The 21,068-nt window shown below is 46.2% G+C and carries 19 protein-coding genes; 6 read left to right on the forward strand and 13 right to left on the reverse strand.

Annotated elements, in window-relative coordinates; translation table 11 throughout:
* Positions 1 to 4 precede the first annotated feature (4 nt).
* Complete coding sequence (locus NL644_RS05775; RefSeq protein WP_301338949.1) at positions 5 to 1,438, reverse strand: PLP-dependent aminotransferase family protein; 1,434 nt, start codon at positions 1,436 to 1,438, stop codon at positions 5 to 7.
* A gap of 136 nt (positions 1,439 to 1,574) precedes the next feature.
* Here NL644_RS05775 and NL644_RS05780 point away from each other — a divergent pair, with 136 nt between their 5' ends.
* Genes NL644_RS05780 through NL644_RS05790 form a run of 3 tightly spaced genes read left to right on the forward strand, consistent with a single transcriptional unit; the run spans position 1,575 to position 4,124 of the window.
* Complete coding sequence (locus tag NL644_RS05780) at positions 1,575 to 2,939, forward strand: cytochrome ubiquinol oxidase subunit I (RefSeq protein ID WP_048624923.1); 1,365 nt, start codon at positions 1,575 to 1,577, stop codon at positions 2,937 to 2,939.
* A gap of 28 nt (positions 2,940 to 2,967) precedes the next feature.
* Positions 2,968 to 3,975 carry a cytochrome d ubiquinol oxidase subunit II gene (gene cydB / locus NL644_RS05785; protein WP_104973568.1) on the forward strand — a complete coding sequence of 336 codons (1,008 nt, stop codon included), beginning with the start codon at positions 2,968 to 2,970 and terminating at the stop codon, positions 3,973 to 3,975.
* Positions 3,976 to 3,995: 20 nt separating this feature from the next.
* Complete coding sequence (locus NL644_RS05790; protein WP_124007763.1) at positions 3,996 to 4,124, forward strand: DUF2474 domain-containing protein; 129 nt, start codon at positions 3,996 to 3,998, stop codon at positions 4,122 to 4,124.
* 122 nt (positions 4,125 to 4,246) lie between these two features.
* On the opposite strand, the gene NL644_RS05795 is transcribed toward NL644_RS05790, so the two are convergent.
* From NL644_RS05795 to NL644_RS05805, 3 genes are all read right to left on the reverse strand, one after another.
* Entirely contained in the window at positions 4,247 to 4,753 is a 507-nt protein-coding gene (locus NL644_RS05795; protein ID WP_253658153.1) for a hypothetical protein, read from the reverse strand.
* Between the two features lie 15 nt (positions 4,754 to 4,768).
* Complete coding sequence (hxpB, locus tag NL644_RS05800) at positions 4,769 to 5,470, reverse strand: hexitol phosphatase HxpB (protein WP_253658154.1); 702 nt, start codon at positions 5,468 to 5,470, stop codon at positions 4,769 to 4,771.
* A 129-nt stretch (positions 5,471 to 5,599) separates the two neighbouring features.
* Positions 5,600 to 6,481 carry a LysR family transcriptional regulator gene (locus tag NL644_RS05805; RefSeq protein WP_253658155.1) on the reverse strand — a complete coding sequence of 294 codons (882 nt, stop codon included), beginning with the start codon at positions 6,479 to 6,481 and terminating at the stop codon, positions 5,600 to 5,602.
* 97 nt (positions 6,482 to 6,578) lie between these two features.
* Here NL644_RS05805 and budA point away from each other — a divergent pair, with 97 nt between their 5' ends.
* Genes budA through NL644_RS05820 form a run of 3 tightly spaced genes read left to right on the forward strand, consistent with a single transcriptional unit; the run spans position 6,579 to position 9,852 of the window.
* Positions 6,579 to 7,364 carry an acetolactate decarboxylase gene (gene budA, locus NL644_RS05810; protein WP_005392587.1) on the forward strand — a complete coding sequence of 262 codons (786 nt, stop codon included), beginning with the start codon at positions 6,579 to 6,581 and terminating at the stop codon, positions 7,362 to 7,364.
* Between the two features lie 29 nt (positions 7,365 to 7,393).
* Positions 7,394 to 9,097 (forward strand): acetolactate synthase AlsS, encoded by a 1,704-nt coding sequence (alsS, locus tag NL644_RS05815; RefSeq protein ID WP_253658156.1) that lies wholly within the window; start codon positions 7,394 to 7,396, stop codon positions 9,095 to 9,097.
* Positions 9,094 to 9,852 (forward strand): SDR family NAD(P)-dependent oxidoreductase, encoded by a 759-nt coding sequence (locus NL644_RS05820; RefSeq protein WP_005392589.1) that lies wholly within the window; start codon positions 9,094 to 9,096, stop codon positions 9,850 to 9,852. The genes alsS and NL644_RS05820 overlap by 4 nt, the downstream gene beginning before the upstream one ends.
* 91 nt (positions 9,853 to 9,943) lie before the next feature.
* Here NL644_RS05820 and NL644_RS05825 read toward each other — a convergent pair whose 3' ends face one another.
* The 9 genes from NL644_RS05825 to NL644_RS05865 form a co-directional block, all read right to left on the reverse strand.
* A complete protein-coding gene (locus NL644_RS05825) occupies positions 9,944 to 11,857 on the reverse strand; it encodes a BCCT family transporter (RefSeq protein WP_253658157.1) in 1,914 nt (637 codons plus the stop codon).
* 150 nt (positions 11,858 to 12,007) lie between these two features.
* Positions 12,008 to 12,613, reverse strand: coding sequence for a methyltransferase domain-containing protein (locus NL644_RS05830; protein WP_253658158.1), 606 nt, complete (start codon positions 12,611 to 12,613; stop codon positions 12,008 to 12,010).
* Positions 12,614 to 12,738: 125 nt separating this feature from the next.
* Complete coding sequence (locus NL644_RS05835; protein ID WP_253658159.1) at positions 12,739 to 13,941, reverse strand: phenylacetate--CoA ligase family protein; 1,203 nt, start codon at positions 13,939 to 13,941, stop codon at positions 12,739 to 12,741.
* Positions 13,942 to 13,950: 9 nt separating this feature from the next.
* Positions 13,951 to 14,772, reverse strand: a complete 822-nt coding sequence (locus NL644_RS05840) for an ABC transporter ATP-binding protein (protein WP_005392594.1) — start codon at positions 14,770 to 14,772, stop codon at positions 13,951 to 13,953.
* 80 nt (positions 14,773 to 14,852) lie between these two features.
* Positions 14,853 to 16,097, reverse strand: coding sequence for an ABC transporter substrate-binding protein (locus NL644_RS05845; protein ID WP_006741059.1), 1,245 nt, complete (start codon positions 16,095 to 16,097; stop codon positions 14,853 to 14,855).
* Between the two features lie 45 nt (positions 16,098 to 16,142).
* The gene (locus NL644_RS05850; RefSeq protein WP_104973556.1) at positions 16,143 to 17,210 is read right to left on the reverse strand and encodes a branched-chain amino acid ABC transporter permease; all 1,068 of its coding nucleotides are present in this window, start codon (positions 17,208 to 17,210) and stop codon (positions 16,143 to 16,145) included.
* Between the two features lie 11 nt (positions 17,211 to 17,221).
* Positions 17,222 to 18,115: a branched-chain amino acid ABC transporter permease gene (locus NL644_RS05855; protein ID WP_006741061.1), complete on the reverse strand. Its 894-nt coding sequence runs from the start codon at positions 18,113 to 18,115 to the stop codon at positions 17,222 to 17,224.
* Entirely contained in the window at positions 18,115 to 20,067 is a 1,953-nt protein-coding gene (locus NL644_RS05860) for a long-chain fatty acid--CoA ligase (RefSeq protein ID WP_253658160.1), read from the reverse strand. The genes NL644_RS05855 and NL644_RS05860 overlap by 1 nt, the downstream gene beginning before the upstream one ends.
* Positions 20,067 to 20,867 (reverse strand): ABC transporter ATP-binding protein, encoded by an 801-nt coding sequence (locus NL644_RS05865; protein ID WP_005392600.1) that lies wholly within the window; start codon positions 20,865 to 20,867, stop codon positions 20,067 to 20,069. Before NL644_RS05865 ends, NL644_RS05860 begins: the two co-directional genes overlap by 1 nt.
* Between the last annotated feature and the right edge of the window lie 201 nt (positions 20,868 to 21,068).

The following is a 21,068-nucleotide window of genomic DNA, read 5'->3' on the forward strand; positions in this document are numbered from 1 at the left end:
GTCGCTATTTTGCCAAATGATCGCGAATAATGTTGGCAAGCAAATTGAGAGCATGGACGTATTTGTCATTAAGCTCAAAAGAAGCGTTAAGACGAATACAGTGATCGTATTGTTCTGTCAGGCTGAACATCTTTCCCGGTGCGATGCTGATATTATCTTTTAGCGCTTCTCGATATATCTGCAAGGCGTCGATATGCTTGGGAAGCTCTAACCAAATAAAGTACCCGCCGCTTTGGCTTAACGCTTTGACTTCTTCAGGTAACAGCTCATTAAGCAGATCCGTCATTTTACTTTTACGTTCAAACAGCTTTTTCCGTAACTGCTTCAAATGCGATTCATAATTGCGGCTTGTTAAATAGTGCACCAATGTCATTTGCACTGGTGCACTCGTCGCTAATGTACTCATTAACTGTAACTTTTGTACCTCTAGCGCCCGCTTTCCCGCCGCAACCCAACCAATACGTAGCCCTGCGATTAATGATTTTGAAAACGAGGAGCACAACATGGTATTGCCCGTGTCATCAAACATTCTTAGTGGGTAAACCGAGTCATTCCCGGCATGCAGTTCGCTGTACACATCATCTTCAATCACTGGCACGTTATATCGCTGTGTCAGTTCAATCAGCTTTTGTTTTTTCTCGTCGGAGAGCGTAAAACCCAGAGGATTTTGGAAGTTCGACATCAGCCAACATGCTTTCACATCGTGTGTTTGCAGCGCTCGTTCCAATGAATCTAGGTCAATACCCGTGACTGGGTCTGTTCTTACTGAGAGCGCTTTCAAACCTAACCGCTCTAAGGATTGCAATGCGCCATAGAATGCAGGCGACTCCACAACCACCCAATCTCCCGGTCTTGTGCAGGCTTGCAAACTGAGCGTTAACGCCTCCAGCGCGCCTGCCGTAATGACAATTTCATCGGGTGAAATTTGAATGCCTTTCGCAGCATAACGCTTCGCGATGATGGTACGTAATTGTTCGTTTCCCGGCGGTAAGTTATCAAAGGCGGTGGAAATCGGCATATTGCGAGCGGCTGCGCTCATAGCCCGATTCACGTGATAGCGTGGGTACAAACTTGGATCTGGATAGGCAAAGCCAAAATTGATCATGGATGGATTTTTACTCGCCTGCAGCACATCAAAGATAAACTCATTGATGTCTACCTGCTCTGTCCACGAAACCGCGGCTGGCGCTTGGGGTTCATTTGAACTCTTAATATTGGGAGCGACTCGATAACCAGATCGCGGCTGTGACGTTACCCAGCCTTGAGATTCCAGAATTTGATAGGCATGCAACACCGTCATCAAGCTTAAACCCGAGTGTTCAGATTGGCGACGCAGAGAAGGCAGCTTGTCACCCGGATGCCATATCCCCGATTTTATCTGCCTTTTAAGCTGTTCCACTAACTCTTGGTACTTCGCCAAACGCAAATCCCCCTCCATAAAGCCGAATTCAAAATAATAACACTTCAGTATTTAATCTGTTATAGGTTTATAGTCACTGTCTGTACCTACTTCCCTCATTCCGCTCCTTTTAAAATAGCTCTCTCATAAAACTTAAAAGATCAAAGGAAGTTTAATGTTTGGCCTCGACGCATTTATGCTTGCACGGATACAGTTCGCCTTTACGGTATCCTTTCATATTATTTTCCCCGCTATCACCATAGGTTTGGCCACCTACCTCGCCGTGCTGGAAGGTTTATGGCTAAAAACACGTAATCCCGATTACCAAAAGCTCTATCACTTCTGGTCGAAAATTTTTGCGGTTAACTTTGGAATGGGCGTTGTATCTGGTCTTGTCATGGCCTATCAATTCGGCACCAACTGGAGTGGTTTCTCCGACTTCGCTGGTTCTATCACTGGCCCATTACTGACTTATGAAGTGTTAACGGCTTTCTTTCTCGAAGCTGGATTTCTTGGCGTGATGCTATTTGGTTGGCGTCGCGTCGGCGAAAAGCTGCACTTTTTTGCAACCTCGATGGTGGCGTTAGGCACGATCATTTCGACGTTCTGGATTCTCGCCTCCAACAGTTGGATGCAAACGCCACAAGGCTATGAAATTGTCGATGGACGCGTGGTGCCAACCGACTGGTTTGCTATCGTTTTCAATCCTTCATTTCCTTATCGTTTGGCGCACATGAGCGTCGCGGCTTTCGTCAGTTCCGCACTATTTGTAGGCGCGTCAGCCGCTTGGCATTTATTGAGAGGCAATCAATCGACTGCGGTAAAAACCATGTTTTCGATGTCGCTCGGGATCTTAGTGTTCCTTGCGCCACTCCAAGCCGTGATTGGCGATATGCACGGGCTAAACACCTTGGAACACCAGCCCGCCAAAATCGCCGCCATCGAAGGACATTGGGATAACAGCGATGGCAAACCGACCCCATTGATATTGTTCGGCATGCCAAACATGGAACAAGAACGCACAGACTATGCCATAGAAATTCCTGTTCTAGGAAGTTTGATCCTACGCCACAGTTTAACTGAGCCAATCCCGGCGCTGAAAGACTTCCCGGAAGAGGAACGACCGAACTCACCTATCGTCTTTTGGTCATTTCGAATCATGGTCGGGCTAGGACTCCTGATGATTTTTCAAAGCTTATACAGCATGTGGCTACGAAAAAAGAACACGCTCTATACCTCGCGTTGGTTCCTCAAGTTTTCATTATTTATGGGGCCATCTGGTCTTATCGCGATACTCGCTGGCTGGTTTACGACAGAGGTTGGTCGGCAACCTTGGGTCGTGTATGGCGTACAAAAAACGCGTGATGCGGTTTCCGCACATGGAGACCTACAAATGAGCATCAGCCTGCTGTGTTTCCTTGTTGTGTACAGTTTGGTGTTTGGTTTTGGGTATTACTACATGATCCACCAAATCAAGAAAGGCCCCGATGCAATCGAGCACGATGAGCACGACATGACGACCGTTTCAGGCCGCATTTAGAATTTGTCACAAAGTGAAGGTAAAGAATATGCATTTTGATTTATCCGTGATTTGGTTCGCGATCATCGTTTTTGCCACTTTGATGTACATCATCATGGATGGCTTCGATTTGGGTATTGGAATACTGATGCCCTTCATCAAGGATGAAAAACAAAAAGACGTCATGGTCAACAGTGTCGCGCCAGTTTGGGACGGCAACGAAACTTGGATTGTGCTTGGAGGCGCATCTCTATTTGGCGCTTTTCCGATGGCTTACGCGGTAATTATTGAAGCGCTAACCATCCCTTTGACGTTGATGTTGATTGCTTTGATCTTTCGTGGCGTAGCGTTTGAGTTTCGCTTTAAAGCATTGGAAAACCACTTAAAGTTCTGGGATCGCTCTTTTATGGTCGGCTCGATTTTAACCACGTTTTTCCAAGGCATCGTTGTTGGCGCGGTAATTCAAGGCTTTGCGGTGGAAAACCGCGTTTTCGTAGGTAGCCAACTAGACTGGCTCACCCCTTTTCCCATCTTTTGTGGTTTGGGTTTAGTCGCAACGTACGCACTGCTTGGTAGCACATGGCTCATCATGAAAACGGAAGGTGCACTGCAAAACACGATGTACCGCTTCACTAACAAAACACTACTGGCGATGATCTCCGCATTAGTCATTGTGAGCGCTTGGACCCCACTTGCTTACCCTGCCATTGCGGAAAGATGGTTTTCTCTGCCTAATTTGTTCTACTTATTGCCCGTACCTGTCATTACTGGGCTGGTATGTTTGAAGATTGCCGACTCCGTAAAAAAGCGAAAAGAGCACAGCCCTTTCGTGATGGCATTGGTGATCGTGATTCTCGGGTTCGCTGGGCTTGGCATCAGTATCTGGCCAAATATCATTCCTCCTAGCATATCAATATGGGAAGCAGCGGCTCCTGCAAGCAGTCAGCGCTTTATGCTCGTTGGAGCGGTGATCATCATCCCGATAATTCTGGCTTACACCTTTTGGAGTTACTACGTCTTCTCTGGAAAAGTGAAAGAAGACGAAGCGTACCATTAACGAGTTGATAAGGAGTGAGTATGAAAGTCAAAAATTGGTGCCGCCAATGGGCGTGGATGGTTGGAATTTGGGTCGCTAGCGTCGCTGCATTAGGGTTAGTGTCTATGTTATTTCGCGTCATGATGACCGCTGCAGGATTAAAATCTTAGCTCGGCACTTTTAAATGGATGCCTCTAGAGCTTGTGTAAGAGCTAGAGGCGTTGAACCTAATACTCAATCTTAATGATAAAGCCAAGTGTTAAGAATCTACTCAAAACACTCTTTCATAAGTCTACATTGCCTGCAGTCGTTCATGCATGCTTACGAGATCAAAAGGTTCAAGCTTTTTCGCAAGGTTCAGTAATGCTTCCTTTTTATCTTGCGGTAAACTTTGAAGCTTCGACTCTAAACGTAAATCCACTTTGCTAAAAAGTAGCTTTCTAATTTGACTAGCTTTTGCCTTTGATAATTGCAATCCATCATTATCGGAGGTTTCAATTATCATGATAATCCTTGCTAACTCACTGAATTCATTATCAGAGCATAAATAAAGTGATTGTTTGTATAAATAGCCAACAGAAATTTCAAAATCAATATTAAGCGCTTGAATCTTATCGACAATGTTTTCACTCACATCATTTTGAGAAGAAGAGTTGATACAATCATCAAATCGCCTTTCAAATGTAACAAATCGATTATTGAGCTCGTCCAACATAGTCGTATCTTTTGCGAATGATTCTATAGGTAAAACCAATAAGAACATTGGCAGTAGGTATTTTTTCAGCGACCGACTGTTCACAATCAAGTCCTTTTTCTAAAAACTTTCATACGGTGTTGGTGCAATTGTTGCTCTCAAACTCAAGTCCATTAAACTCGCCAAATGGCTTTCATTAAACTCTGATAGCTTTTGCAGCTTTAGACTGGCTTCATTAAACTCTTGGTAGAACTTATCAGGTTGAGGTATCACGACTGTTTTTATGTTTGCTCGTGTTGCCGCAAGCATACCCGAATAAGAGTCTTCAAAGGCAATACAGTTACTTGAATCTACACCTAGTTTATTGATTGTTGAAAGGTAGACATCTGGCTCTGGCTTGCCCTTTTCTACATCGTCTGACGATGATATCGCGTCAAAGTAACTGGCAATACCGAGTTTGTTCAAAATGGTGGGAATGAGTTGATAAGGTGAATTAGTAGACAGCCCTATCTTAAACCCTTTTTCCTTAAGCAATTTGAGTGTTTCTGTAACACCCTCTAATTCGCATCCTTTTTCAATTATTAATGCCTCCACTTTATCCACAACAGCATTCTCTACTTCCTCTAGGCTCTTTTCTTGCCAAGGATTACGTTCATACCAAAACCTTGTTACTTCACCTGTCGTCATCGTCGCAGTCTGCTTTGATAATACTTCGGTCACTTGGACGCCAACTGATGAAAACACCTGCTTTTCCGCTTCCTTCCACAAAGGTTCTGAATCAATCAGCAACCCGTCCATATCAAAGACCGCAGCGTATATCATTGGTACACCCTCAGTAAGTTCTATTCGTTGAGTAAGATTTGTCTATTCAACCAAAGCATAGCTTTGCATATAACGAGGGAGAGTATCACATTTGCCTGGGGCTATCAGAGCCAGTTCGATAACTCATCTTTAAGCCTCAACATGACTGATGTTCATGGCTACTTTCAACGCTTGTTTATTGAGATTAGATGCCTCCCAAGCAACGACAACACGACTGGTGAGAGGGATATCATCAATCTCGGCGACTGTCGCGGAATCATCGAGATGTTCAGCCAGTGAGCACGGAACGAGAGCAATACCTAGCCCTGCCTGCGCCATGGCGATCGTCGTACGAAGTTGCGGTGCTGCGAACTGTGGTTCGAGCCTTACTCCTGCGTCGGCAAAAAGTGTGCTCATGCCATCAAACAATGCAGGTCCAGTCTCTCGTGGAAACAGTAAAATTTTATGGCCTCTCAACTGTTTCATCTGGATACAGGGATATTTTGCCAATTCGTGCCCCGCCGGAATCACCGCGACAAACGGGTCGTTAAACAACACCTTGTGCTCAAAAGGCTCACTGGCGTAACAGGGTAGCCGCATGATTGCGAGATCAAGTTGTTTGCTTTTTAACTGAGCGGCAAGCTCTGGCATTGACAGTTCCGCCGCCTGTAAATGAACCCCATTCTCTTGAATACGCCCTACCCTCTCTAATACCTCAATGCAGGTTGATGTTGACGTCGCGAACCCAATTTTAACCTGCGTATTTTCACCACGGGCAATCTGTCGGGCTTTTGCTTTAGCGCGTTCCACATCAGCAAGAATATTTACCGCATCCGTATAAAAGACTTGCCCAGCATGGGTCAGTTCTACCCCTCTAGACAAGCGCTTAAATAGGTCCACACCAAGCTCGTGCTCTAACTTTTTGATTTGTTGACTTAAAGGAGGTTGCGCAATCCCTAACTGTTCAGCGGCTCGGGTAAAGTGACGAGTCTCGGCGACCGCGACAAAATACTTCAGGTAGCGAAATTCCATATATTTTCCATATCAAAATAAATCTTTTTTATATTGGATTTAGCACCGTGTAGAAGTCAATCTAAATATACTCTTCATTGCATAACTGGTCTTACTCATGCGTGGATTTTATAACCCTCTATGTGCTTGTTCGCTTGAAGTAGCGAAAGAATTTTCTGAATACCATCACGTTACCGGAGATGGTGAGATTTATCAGACTTCGTTGATGAGTGCTTTGATCGCTGGTGTTTACGAAGGCTCAACAACCATAGAAGAACTGCTGAAACATGGGGATTTTGGTTTAGGTACGTTCAATGAATTGGATGGTGAGTTGATTGCTTTTGATAAGGAAGTTTTTCAACTCAAGTCGGATGGCTCCGCAAACCCGGCAGACCTGGCGCAAAAAACGCCCTTTGCTGTCATGACTTTTTTTAAGCCTGATATCGAGCTGCCACTAACATCGCGCATGTCACGTCATGAAGTCCATAGCCTCATAGACGACATGGTTCCAAGCGATAACCTATTTTGCGCAGTGCGCATTGATGGCGTTTTCGATTCAGTTCGTACTCGCACCGTACCTAAACAAACACGCCCTTATCGACCAATGCTTGAAGTGGTCAAAGAACAACCAACATTCCGCTTCACGCATAAGCAAGGCGTGGTCGCCGGCTTTCGCAGTCCTAAATATACGACTGGCATCAATGTACCCGGCTATCACGAACATTTTATTACCGATGATCGCCAAGGAGGTGGTCATATCCAGGATTACAGCATTTCGTCAGGGTTCCTCCAGATTGGCAAAGTCTCGCGGCTAGTGATTGATACCCCGGTATCGACAGACTTCCTCAGTGCCAATTTGGCTCCGGAAGATATAAATACCGCCATAGAAAAGGCGGAAAAGTAACAAAGTCAGGCAAATAATAAGGACAACAAATGCAATCCAAACCTTCAAATAAGAATGGAGCTCAGTTGATCGCTCAACAGCTAGAGTCTCTCGGCATTAAGTACATATTCGGTATTCCCGGTGCAAAAATCGATCGACTGTTCGATGCGATTGAAGACACTAACATCCAAATGATTCCGGTACGCCACGAGGCTAACGGCGCATTTATGGCGGGCGTTATGGGAAGACTAACCGGCAAAGCAGGCGTCACAATGGTTACGTCAGGTCCAGGCTGTGGCAATCTAGTTACGGGGGTTGCAACAGCAAACTCCGAAGGCGATCCGCTGATTGCTATCGGTGGTGCGGTGAAACGAACTGACCAGCAAAAACAAACACACCAGAGCATGGATACCGTCAGTATTTTTCGCTCTATAACCAAGTTCAGTGCTGAAGTGCAGCATGTGGACGCCACAAGCGAGATCATGGCGAACGCATTTCGTATCGCAGAGTCAGGTCGTCCTGGGGCTTGCTTTTTGAGTCTCCCCCAAGATGTTTTATCCGAGCAAACCCAAACGGACATTATTGTCCCCTCGCCTTACACACAGCCTGGTTGCGCAGACATCGCAGCAATCGAAGAAGCGGTCAGTCGAATCAGTAAAGCAAAGCGCTGTGTAGTTTTACTTGGCCTTCACGCGAGCCGCAGTCAAAACGCTGCTGCTATCGCCCGATTTCTTCAAAATACGCAGCTACCCGTTGTCGGCACTTACCAGGCCGCCGGCACGGTAGACATCAATTACTATCACCACTTTGCTGGGCGTGTCGGTTTATTTAATAACCAACCTGGCGATGTTTTACTGCGGGACGCCGATTTAATTCTCACCATCGGCTTTAGCCCAATAGAGTATGACCCTGAGCTTTGGAACAGCCACCGTAACCCAGTGATTCACCTCGATATTGAACCGGCTGAGTACCAACTTAATTATCAGCCTTGTGTTGAAATCGTCGGAAACATTGCGCAGTCATTAGACAAAATGGGCAGCTATATCTCTGAATATGCTCGCCTTTCCCCAACAGCACTTTCAGTACTGGAAGAGGTAGCACTGCAACGGCAAGTGATCAAGACCTATCCCAATGTCTATAACAAGCAAGGGTTTCATCCACTGGCACTGATTAAAGCCATGCAATCTATCATCACACCAGATACCACGTTATGTCTTGATATGGGGAGCTTCCACATCTGGATCGCTCGTTACTTAAGTTGTTTTCGAGCTCGCCAAATGCTGGTGTCTAACGGCCAACAAACGATGGGCGTTGCACTGCCATGGGCCATTGGTGTCAGCCTACTAAAACCTGGTAGTAAAGTGGTATCGATATCGGGAGACGGCGGTTTTATGCAATCGAGCATGGAGTTAGAAACCGCGGTTAGACTGAACTGCAATATCGTCCATATTGTTTGGGTTGATAACGCCTACAACATGGTAGAAATGCAAGAGATCAACAAATATCAGCGCTGCTCTGGTGTGAAATTTGGACCAATTGATTTCAAGGCGTACGCCGAATCATTTGGCGCGAAAGGCTTCGCAGTGACTAGTCAACACGAATTGCTACCGACATTGAATAAAGCCATGGACGTTGAAGGACCAGCAGTGGTGGCTATCCCCGTAGATTACAGCGACAACGACAAACTGATGTTGCCGCGCACAGAGAAAAATCAAGATCCCGTTTTTGTAAGTTTCGAAGGAGAAATCGCATGAGAGGATTAAAAAATAAAGTCGCACTCGTCACTGGTTCTGCCAATGGTATTGGTTTGGCCATCGCAAAACGTCTGTATGAAGAAGGCGCAAACGTCGCTCTTGCCGATTGGAATGAAGAGCAGTTGGCAAACGCCGTTGAGGGCTTTGATAAACAGCGCGTGTCTGCGCATTCCATTGATGTTTCTGATCCAGACAAAGTCGCAGCACTGATTTCTGATGTTGTTACCCGTTTCGGTAAACTGGATATTTTAGTAAACAATGCTGGCGTACATGTCCCAGGTTCCGTGATTGAAGGTAGTGTGGAAGACTGGAAGAAGATCTCTGGTGTAAACATTGATGGTGTTGTTTATTGCGCGAAGTTTGCGTTACCTGAACTCTTAAAAACGAAAGGTTGTATGGTGAATACCGCGTCCGTTTCTGGTTTGGGTGGTGACTGGGGTGCCGCATTCTATTGCGCGAGTAAAGGCGCTGTGGTCAACCTGACTAGAGCGATGGCATTGGACCATGGTGCGGAGGGTGTAAGAATTAACGCCGTATGCCCAAGCTTAGTAAAAACCAACATGACGAACGGCTGGCCGCAGGAAATCCGCGATAAATTCAATGAGCGCATTGCGCTTGGCCGAGCCGCCGAACCTGAAGAAATTGCGTCCGTCGTGACTTTCTTGGCAAGTGATGACGCATCTTTCATTAATGGCGTAAACCTACCTGTAGACGGCGGTGCCACCGCATCAGATGGTCAACCTAAAATAGTATAAGCATTAACACTGACTGAGCAGAATTTTTAACTGTAAGGTATCCACGCCAAAAAAAGAGCCGAGTTTGTACTCGGCTCTTGTGTGTCTGTTCTTAAGCCTGCGACGTTGCTAAACCTGCCGACGCGCCGCCTAATAACACATGATTAAATTCCATTCGAGATTCTTGGGCTTGTTCAGACAGTTCTTGTTTCTTCTGTTGAGCCAACTCAAGCGCTTCGGTTAGTTGCTGTAGCTCTGTTTGCATCTCTTCTGGTAAATGATGGTCCGAAAACCCAGATTCACAGCTGTGCTCTAAGGCAAATGCGCGAATTCTCTTACGCATGCTCATCAGGGCCGCCATTGCTTCGCGCTCTTCTTCAGCCGCCTGTTGAGCTAAGTCTTTAAAGCGCTCAAATTTCGCCAAGGCCATTCCCTCTGTTGACCAAGGGTCAATTTCCGGCAGTTCTTCAATGTTAATGGTTGGCTCTTCGTATTCTGCTTGATGTTTAATATCTAGGCTCGCCGCGCGAACAAAGGACACCATCAACATCACCGAGATAACTAACAACGGTAAACCTCCCACGATCGCAGCGGTTTGTAATGTCGATAAACCTCCCATGAACATTAGGACGGTTGGCAGAAAAGACAAAGTAAACGCCCAGAACAAACGGTTCCAGCGCATCGGTTCTTCCGTCACATCATTTTGAACCACAGACGCAAGAATGTACGAGATAGAGTCAAACGACGTCGCCGTAAAAATAATACACAACAGTGTAAAAACACCAATAACGATTGACCCTAACGGTAATGTGTCTAACGTTGCAAAAATAGCCGCTGGTGCGCCTGATTCGTTAAGGATTGCGATGACATCAAGCTCACCCGTCAATTGCAACGATAAACCATAGTTACCTAAAACAATGAAGAATAAGAAACAACCTAAAGAACCGTAAAATATAGAACCTACGACCATCTGTTTGATCGTTCTTCCACGCGAGATACGAGCAACAAACAATCCCATGCAAGGAGCAAAGACCAACCACCATGCCCAGTAGAAAATAGTCCAGTCTTGCGGGAAGTGTGTATCCGTAAATTCACCATAACCACCAAACGGCTCCGCCCAGGTGGCCATAACAAAGAAGTTAGACAACATACGACCAATAGAATCTAAGCCTGTTTCTAACATAAACACGGTTGGCCCAACGGCGAGTACAAAGAGTAACAAGCCCATCGCACCCCAGAAGTTAATGTTACTAAGGAATTTGATCCCCTTCTCAAGCCCTGCATACGCGGAGTAACCAAAAATCGCAGTACAGAGAAGTAATACAGCCACTTGGCTGAAGGTATTGTTTGGAAGACCGAAGATATGATGTAGACCACCGTTGATAAGAGGCGCTGCTAAGCCAAGCGTAGTCGCCGCGCCACCCAACATACCAAAAATAAACAGCACATCAATAAACTTGCCAATACCACCGTTTGCGCGCTTTTCTCCTAATACAGGCATTAACGCACTAGAGATTTTCAAAACAGGTTGTTTGCGTACATAAAAGAAGTAAGCGATAGGCAGAGCAGGAATAAGGTAAATTGACCAAGCGATCGGTCCCCAGTGAAACAGACCATAAGTCGCGGCCCAGCGAATGGCTTCTTCACTGCCAGCTTCCAACTGAAATGGTGGTGATTGATAGTAGTATGCCCACTCGATACACCCCCAATACAGAATACTTGCGCCAATACCTCCACAAAATAGCATTGCAGCCCATGAGGCGTTACCAAATTCTGGTTGCTCGTCGGCTTCACCAAGTTTGATTTGGCCAAGATCGCTGAACACCGTATAAATCATAAAACACATTGCTGCGATACCCAGTGCGAGGTATAAAACACCAAGCTTATCGGTCATGAAAAATTTGGCTGAAGCTATCCAATCCGCACCTTGTGTGGGAAATAAAATTAAAGGTATAACGACGCTAAGTAAAAGAAAGAGTGAGCCTAAGAAGGTAGGCTTATCGATGAGAGAAAATGATTTGTCCATATTATATATCCTTATGTTTTCAAAGGACATGATCTACATTTCTCACAACTTCGCCAATTCACAACAATTATCGTTACCACAAGAATAATTATCTTTAAAATATGCATTATGTGACGCTGATTTTGTATTCATTATTTGATGCCATAGCGTTTAAATACGGCAGCTTTTCTGCCACACCATCCAGCGCTCTCTACCTTTAAAAACCTCAACACTGTTTGCCACCATTGAGGATTCCACAAGCTTAAACGTCGGTTCTAGATAACCCTCCAACTCCCCACTTCGCAAACAAAATGGAGGGAAGCGAGAGTGGTAATCATCATCTATAACGAAATAACCAATTAACAAACCGTCTCTTGGCAGCAATTTATCCACCATAGCAAAGTAATCTGGCCACTGGTCTCTCGGTAGTGCAGCAAGAAAGGCACGCTCGTAAATCACATCAAATGCGTACGTAGAGTCAGCGTTAAATACATCCCCCAGCACGACTTTATCTTTGTGCTTACCTAATGTCGATTGCGCCATTTTCACCGCTTGTTCACTGTAATCCATCGCGATCACGTCATGCCCATATTGAATAAAAGAGCTGAGTTCATAAGCAGCGCCACAGCCAGGGATAAATACAGACTGACCGCTATTAAGCGCTTTTTCTAGGTAAGCTTTTAGCTCTTGAGGTGTGGTTTTGGCATCCCATGGCATAGTGCCTTGGGTAAACAAATTATCCCAAAACTGTTGATTGATGGTCGGTGCCTGCTTCATTTATCGCCCTCCTGATTGTACTGGCACAAAAAAGAAAGGGATACACAGCACAATGTGGTATCCCCTCTCCTAGCCTTTGATTTTTACGTTGTTAGCTTTTTATAAATGCGTTTTACAATGATGGGTTAACTGCGCAGGTCATTGATTAACGGCTGCTCCGCTTGGTTCGGTACAAACTGGACATTGCCTTTCAGTTTAGTGACAGACTGGAGTGTTGCTTGAATGTCCTCTGCTGATACATGAACATCATGGCAGCAGAAAGTAATGGTATCGTTGAAGCCATCACGCTCAATTTTCAAGGAGCCTTTAATATCGTGGCGACGACAGACTTCTTGGATCTGATGCGGATAAACAAACAGGCCTTTCACTTTCACCGCTGAGTCCGCACGCCCCATCCAGCCTTTAATTCGCGCATTCGTGCGTGGCGAACCCGAGCCCGTTTCTAGGTATGCCGATAAATCTCCCGTTGCGTAGCGAATCAGCGGAAACTTCTCATCGAGCGATGTCACGACCACTTCGCCGACTTCTCCCGGTTGTACAGGAATGCCATCAGGATTAACGATTTCAACGATAATATCTTCGGCAATCACCAAGCCTTGCTCACCAGACACTTGATAAGCAATCAAACCAAGCTCAGCACTTGCGTAGGCTTGAGAAACTGCAATGCCTTTGTCCTCAAACATCTGTTGCATGTCTGCGGTGACCGCTTCACCAGAGACCAGCGCTTTGGTAAAACTCGGCGACTCATCGTATTTATCTTGGTACTTTTGTAACAACGTCAGCAAGTAAGAAGGCGTGCCCGTATAACCCGTTGGCTGAAGCTGTTTAATCGTTTCAATTTGTGCTTCGGTATTCCCGACACCCGCCGGAAATACCGCGCAGCCACAAGCTCTTGCGCCACCATCCATAATAAATCCACCAGGCGAGAAATGATAAGAGAGCGTGTTATGCACTAAATCGCCCGCACTAAATCCAGCCGCGTGAAACGCGCGCCCCATACGCCAGAAATCCACCTCATCCGTTTGTGCCTCATACAACGGCCCCGGTGATTGGAATACACGCGCCATCTGACCAATCGCAACACTATTTAAACCACCAAACGGCGGTTTAAGTTGCTGCTGGTTTGGAATATTGAATTTGCGCGTAATTGGAAACTGGGTAAGCCCTTCACGATTATTCGCCAATGTAGGATTTAACTCAGAAAAATGCGCCGCATAATGTTCGCTGTTGGCTTTTGCATTTTCAATCAACGTTGGCAGACGTTGAAACAGCGATTCTTCTCGTGCCTGCGGAGATAACGATTCTTTCGCATCAAATAGTTCGTTCATCCTTGCTCCTTATAACCAACGCTTACGACGTTTGTAAGATTTCAGATTCTTAAAGCTCTTGCGATCTTCATCGCCGCCGCCAAGGTAGAACTCTTTCACATCTTCATTGTTTAGCAGTTCGTGCTTGCTGCCATCCAGTACGATTTTGCCTGATTCCATGATGTAACCGTAATCGGCCGCTTGAAGGGCAAAGTTGGCATTCTGCTCAACCAAAAGCATGGTAATGCCTTGATCTTTATTAATCTTGTTAATAATGCTGAACACCTCCTTCACCAACAGCGGCGAAAGCCCCATCGACGGCTCATCCAACAAGATCATTTTCGGGCGAGCCATCAGTGCACGACCAATCGCCAGCATTTGCTGCTCACCACCTGACAAATAACCCGCTAGACCGGTGCGCTCTTTAAGGCGAGGGAAATAATCAAACACCATTTCGATGTCTTGCTCGACTTCGTTGTCCGTGCGCGTGTAAGCGCCTAAGCGAAGATTTTCTATCACCGTCATGTCTTCAACAATTCGGCGCCCTTCCATAACTTGGAAGATGCCCGAACGGACGATCTCTTCCGGGCTTTTGTTGTCTATGCGCTCGCCCATGAAGTTGATTTCGCCGCGCGTCACTTCACCATCTTCGGTTTTCAACAAACCAGAAATGGCTTTTAACGTCGTGGATTTACCCGCACCGTTGGCGCCCAGTAAGGTCACAATCTGCCCTTTTGGAACTTCTAAGCTCACACCGCGAAGTACTAGTATTACTTCGTCGTAGACGACTTCAATGTTGTTCACTGAAAGCAGTATTTCTGCCGGTTCGATATTCGTTGCTAATTCAGCCATCAAGCTACTCCTTGCTAGGGTGAGAGTGTTCTCTCACCCATCCTTATTTTCAGTAAGCTTTGTTATTAATAAGTCGTAGATTAGTAACCTAGCCAATCGTCACGACGTGACAATGTCACTTGGGACACTTTCTTAATATCGACTGCGCCGCCGTTGTTGTTACCCATAAACACGTTCACGGTTGTTGTGCCACGGTGATCTTCCGGTTTCCAGTTCGCAGGGACACAAACACCTTCTAAGCCTTGTGGTACCCAGTTGTCATGAACATACATGCCCTTCTTGATGTTTTCACCCGTGATGCCACCGTTGTCTTTCGCCCACTCCATCGCTTCTTTCATATAGAACGCAGAACAAATGCCGCGAATGTAGTGGTGAGTTCTAAACTCGCCAGGCTCTGATTCAGACTGCTTAGAAATCTCACGAACCAGTTTCATGCCTTCGTTATCGTCTCCCCAAAACGCCGTCATGCCAGGAAAAACATAATCTTTAAGGCCATCGCCCGCCGCTTCAAGTACTGGTTTGTCACCGCCCCAAATGTTCGCCATGTACTGGAACTCTGTACCAACCGTGTTACAAGACTTCACGAGTGAGATTACCGAGCTACCGATATTGGCAATGTAACCGTAGTTGGTGCCAGACTCTTTGAGTGACAGACATTGTGCTTTGAAGTCCCCTGGTTTTAGTGACACAACGACTGGGTTTTGCACCTCAAAACCAAGCTCTTCAGCATATTCTGCACACGCTTCTTTTGGCGCATTCGGGAATGGGTGGTTATCGCCAATATGGGTAAATTTCGGCGCACCTTGGTTGCCCTTTGATTCCCAATCTTCTTTCGCCCACTTCACTAGTGCACGACACGCATCTGAGTACGACGCACCATAGAAGAAGTTATAAGGCGCTGGTTTCGCGGTTTTTGGGTTCTTGCCGGTTGGGTCCGTTAAGTGACCTGAATAAGAGGCAGAGAACACTGGGACTTTGTCTTTGGTCACAAACGAGATGAGTGCTTCGGTATCTGCCGTGCCCCAGCCTTGTAGCGCAACCATGTCTTTACGCGCCACCCAACGTTTGTAGTTGGAAATGGCTACTGGAACTTTATACGCCATGTCTACCGTTTCAAATTCGAGCTCAGTACCGTTAATGCCACCGTTTTGGTTGATCCAGCGTAATGCGTCTCGCACACCAGAACCATAAGGCTTACTCACGTAGGCTGTTGGTCCAGAAAAGTCGACCAATTGCCCGACAAATACAGAGTCTTTTGCCCAAGTGGCGGTAGTAAACAGTGCCGAAGATAGCACCAACGTTGTCGCTAAATGTCCTTTGTTCATAACTCGTTGTCCTTGTTATTGAGGTATATTCCACTTAATTCCACGTTAATATGAGAACGGATAGTGTTTCCAATATGCTCGAATCTGTTGCCAGCGATGCGATAACCCTTGAGGTTCGAAAATAAGGAACAGCATGATGACCAAGCCGATCGCCATTTCTTTGAAGTAAGCAAGCCCATCAATGAACGAAGTGTTATTGCTAAACTCAGCCAACCCCGTCACGCCAAACTCCAAAACTTCAGGCAGCAATACGATAAATATCGTACCCATCAATGTGCCTTTGACTGAACCCAAGCCACCAATGATGATCATTGCCAAGAACTGGATAGACATCATGATGGTGAAACCTTCTGCTGATACAAAACCTAGATAATGTCCGTAGAGTGCGCCCCCGATGCCCGCATAGAATGCGCACACTCCAAATGAGAGCAGACGATACTTGGTTAGGTTGATACCCATGATTTCTGCCGACAGGTAGTGATCTCGTACCGAGACAAACGCGCGACCATCACGAGAACGGATCAAGTTTGATGCCCACATGTACATAAAGATCAACGCAAACAGAGCAATGTAGAAGAAGCTTTCATCGGTCGTAAACTCAAAGCCAAACAGATTGATAGGGTTTGCACCAGCACCATATGAGCCGCCACTGAACCAGTCTGCACGAGCAAAGAAGTCCTCTAAAATAAACTGCGCAGCCAAAGTCGCAATCGCGAGATATAAGCCTTTAATTCGCGCAGCCGGCAGACCAAACAGCATCCCCACAATCATGGTTAAGTAACCCGCAAGCGGAATCGCAAACACGACTGGAATGTTGAACTGGTTATTCAGCCAAGCCGATGCAAAGGCACCAAAGCCAAAAAACGCACCATGGCCGAGGGAGATTTGTCCTGTAAAACCAACCAGAATGTTTAAACCCAGCGCCGCGATACCGAGATACGCAATCTGAATAAACAGGTTAAGAAAATAGATATCCAATACCAAAGGCGCAGCCAACATGGCGATCACACCTGCAATCGCTAGGCTTCTAATGGTTTTGGTTTCAAAAATTGGCGTATCACTTTTGTATGTGGTTCGAAAATCCCCACATGGGCGCATGCTAAGTTGAGCCATGTTATTTCTCCTTAAATACGCTCGATATCTTTGGTACCAAACAGGCCGTATGGCTTGAAGGCAAGAATGATTAACAGCACATAGAATGGTGCGATGTTGTACAGGTTACCCACTTGCAGGTATTGGCTATCAAAAAACTCAGCTAAGTTCTCTAGCACCCCGATGGTGATACCACCGACAATTGCGCCGACTACAGAATCTAAGCCACCTAAAATAACGGCTGGGAAAACTTTGATACCAATAATGGATAGCGCGTCAGATACGCCGTTAACGATCCCGATAACAATCCCTGCTGTTGCAGATACCATGGCCGAAATAGCCCAACTGATGGCGAACACTTTCTTGATGGAAATGCCAAGACTCTGGGCGACTTGCTGGTTAAATGCCGTTGCGCGCATTGCCAGACCCATTTTGCTGAATTTGAAGAACCAGTAGAACGCCCCCATGATGAACATCGAGAAGATCAAACTCAGAATGTAAGCGAACTCAACGTTCAAACCACCGATATTCACCACATTTGTTTCGAACACTTGCGGATACGACACAGCCGAGACACCAAATATCCATTTCATCAATGCTTGGAAGAACATAGACAGACCGATGGTCACCATAATCACCGAGATAATCGGCTCACCAATTAACGGTCTGAGCACAATGGTTTGCACGGCGATACCGAACACCATCATGAACGCGAGCGTGAGTAAAAAGCCGATAAAAAATGGCAGTTGCAGATGAACAAGCGCCGCCCAACATACCCACGCACCAATCAGAAGAAACTCCCCCTGAGCGAAGTTCACCACCTGGGTCGATTTGTATATCAGTACAAAGCACATGGCGACAACGCCATACAACATGCCAACGATCACGCCATTAATGACGAGTTGCAGTAATAAATCCGTATTCACTATGCGATCCTCCGTTGTTCGCTATCCACCAGCGTTGGCTCATGTTCAATAAGCGTTTCAATCACTAGCGACGTTTGAATGCGTGTTTTGGTGCCATCCTGATAAGTGATCACCGTATCCACATCGACTTTTGGATCGTCGCTGTAGATGGTTTCGATGATGTCTCCGTATTTCTCCGCAACCACACCACGGCGCACTTTACGCGTACGAGTTAGCTCGCCATCGTCGGCATCTAGCTCTTTGTAAAGTAGAATGAATTTGCTGATCTTCTGTGCATCCGGTAGGGATTCGTTCACTTTCAGCACTTCTTCACGAATCGCTTGATACACTTCTGGTTGAGCAGATAAGTTGGTGTAGTTGGTAAATGCCAAGCCGCGTTGCTCTGCCCACTTCGCAACAATCGCGTAGCGAATACAGATGATGGCAGACAGCCAAGGTCGACCTTTGCCCACCACTACGGCTTCTGCAATAAACGGCGAGAACTTGAGTTTGTTTTCAATGAACTGCGGAGAGTAGCGGTCGCCATGGCTGGTTTCCGACATATCTTTCAGACGATCAATCACCACCAAGTGACCGGAATCTTTAAAATAGCCCGCATCGCCTGTGTGCATCCAACCATCTTGAACATCTTCATCATATGCTGCTTGGTTGTTTAAGTAGCCAGTAAACATGCCTGTACTTTTCGCGATGATTTCACCAACGCCATTGCTGTCCGGGTTGATGACTTTCACATCTGCATTATCAAACGCAACACCAACGGAATCGTAATCCACATCATCGGCTTGGTGGACGGTGTACGCACCACACATTTCGGTTTGACCGTAAAGCTGCTTGAGTGGTACACCGATCGCTTGCAAGTAACGGAAAGTATCCGGTCCCATCGCCGCACCGCCGGTTGCCGCAGATGTCAGGTTCGAAAACCCTAAACGGTCACGCAGAGCACGCAGAAGAATCCATTCAGCCAACTTAGAGCGTTTACCCTGCTCCAGCGCTTTGTTGGCTAAGCTCATGCCCAGCTTGTACATCTTCTGCTTAAACGGTGTGGAATCCATCATTCGTGCAGACACGTCTGCCACAATGTTTTCCCACACTCGCGGCGCAAGCAGCACGAAGTTCGGGCCAATTTCGCGCAAGTCAGACATCATGGTTTCTTGTTCTTCCACGAAGTTAACGATTTGACGAGAAATCAACGCCTGACCAACCACATACACCTGCTCCATAATCCAAGGCAAAGGCAGAACAGAAACGTAGTTGTCGCCTGGAGAGCGCGGGTCGGCACGCAGATAAGCTGCACAGTGATCTAAGAAAGTGCCGCTGTGTAGCTGAGCCAACTTTGGTTTGGAAGTCGTACCCGACGTGGTACAAAGAATCGAAAGATCGCTGCCTTTGGTTGCCGCAACCATATTGAGATATTTATCCGGATCCGCTTTGTCGATCAGTTGACCTTTTTTATAGACCTGCTCAACGTCAATCAGTCGCGGGTCGTCGTACTTGCGCATTCCACGCGGGTCACAATAGATAATGAATTCTACGCTTGGGATCTCATCACCGAGCTCAAGTAGCTTATCGCATTGCTCTTCATCTTCCGCAACCACGACTTTTGCTTTGGCATAGTTGATGAGGTACGCCACTTCTTCGTGCATGGAATCTTGATAGATGCCCAGCGAGAAACCTTTGATCGCATGTGCGGCCAACTCGCCCCATACCCATTCCGGGCGGTTATCACCCAGCAAACCAACAACGTCTTGCTCACCAACACCTAAATCTTGAAGTGCCAGAGCCATCCACTTCACTCGATTTTCATAATCTTGCCAAGTGAACTCTCGCCAAATACCAAACTCCTTTTCACGCATTGCGACTTGCTCGGGCCAGTGCTTGGCATTATGCTGCAACACTTTTGGAAAGGTATCTAAGCGGGTTATATCTGCCCAATCATTATGTTGCTGTGCCATTATGCACTCTCCTCTAATGTCGGTAGCTCTTCGCCTAAGTACGCTTGTTTCACATGTGGGTTGGCCATCACTTCTTCTGGCTCGCCCATCGCAATGTGTTTACCAAAATCCAACACCAATACGCGGTTAGAGATATCCATCACCACGCCCATATCGTGCTCGATCATGATGATGGTGATGTCTAACTCTTCGTTTAAATCCATGATGTAACGCGCCATGTCTTCCTTTTCTTCCAAGTTCATGCCTGCCATCGGTTCATCAAGCAGCAACAACTTAGGTTTTAAGGCAATGGCACGAGCAAGTTCTACACGTTTACGTAAACCGTAAGAAAGTGTGCCAGCGGTGGCTTTGCGAATGTGCTGGATTTCTAGAAAATCGATCACGTCTTCCACGTACTTGCGGTGCGCCATCTCTTCTTTCTGTGCGTTAGAGAACCAATACAGTGGCCCCGTGACGAAGTTGTTTTTTAGTAGGTGATGTCGACCAACCATAATGTTGTCGAGTACCGACATATGAGAAAAGAGTGCTAAGTTCTGGAAGGTCCTTCCCAACCCTAACTCAGCTCGTTGGCTAGGTGTTCGTTTGGTTACATCATCTCCAGCGAAGATTACAGAGCCTTTGTTTGGTGTGTATCGACCAGAGATGCAATTGAGCATTGAGGTTTTACCTGCACCGTTTGGACCAATGATTGAAAAAATTTCCTTTTCATTCACATGGAAGCTCACGTCAGTTAGAGCTTTCACCCCACCAAAAGCCAATGAAATATCGTTTACCTGCAATAGAGGCGATTCCGATACCATAGTTGATCTCCCTTTCGTTATTTAAGTGCGTTCCATTGAGCACTATTTGATCAAACCTAACTTTGATACTGGTAACCGCTTTTACACCTATGCATCAACTTTGTATTCAGTTTACGTAAACGTCAATTTAAAATCAGAATAGTGCTTGAAAGATTAAGTTGCAATCGAGTTCATCGAGAAAGATTTGAACTAACGCAAACT

The sequence above is a fragment of the Vibrio sp. Y10_XG_PY6 genome (assembly GCF_024181795.1).
Lineage (GTDB): Bacteria > Pseudomonadota > Gammaproteobacteria > Enterobacterales > Vibrionaceae > Vibrio > Vibrio diabolicus.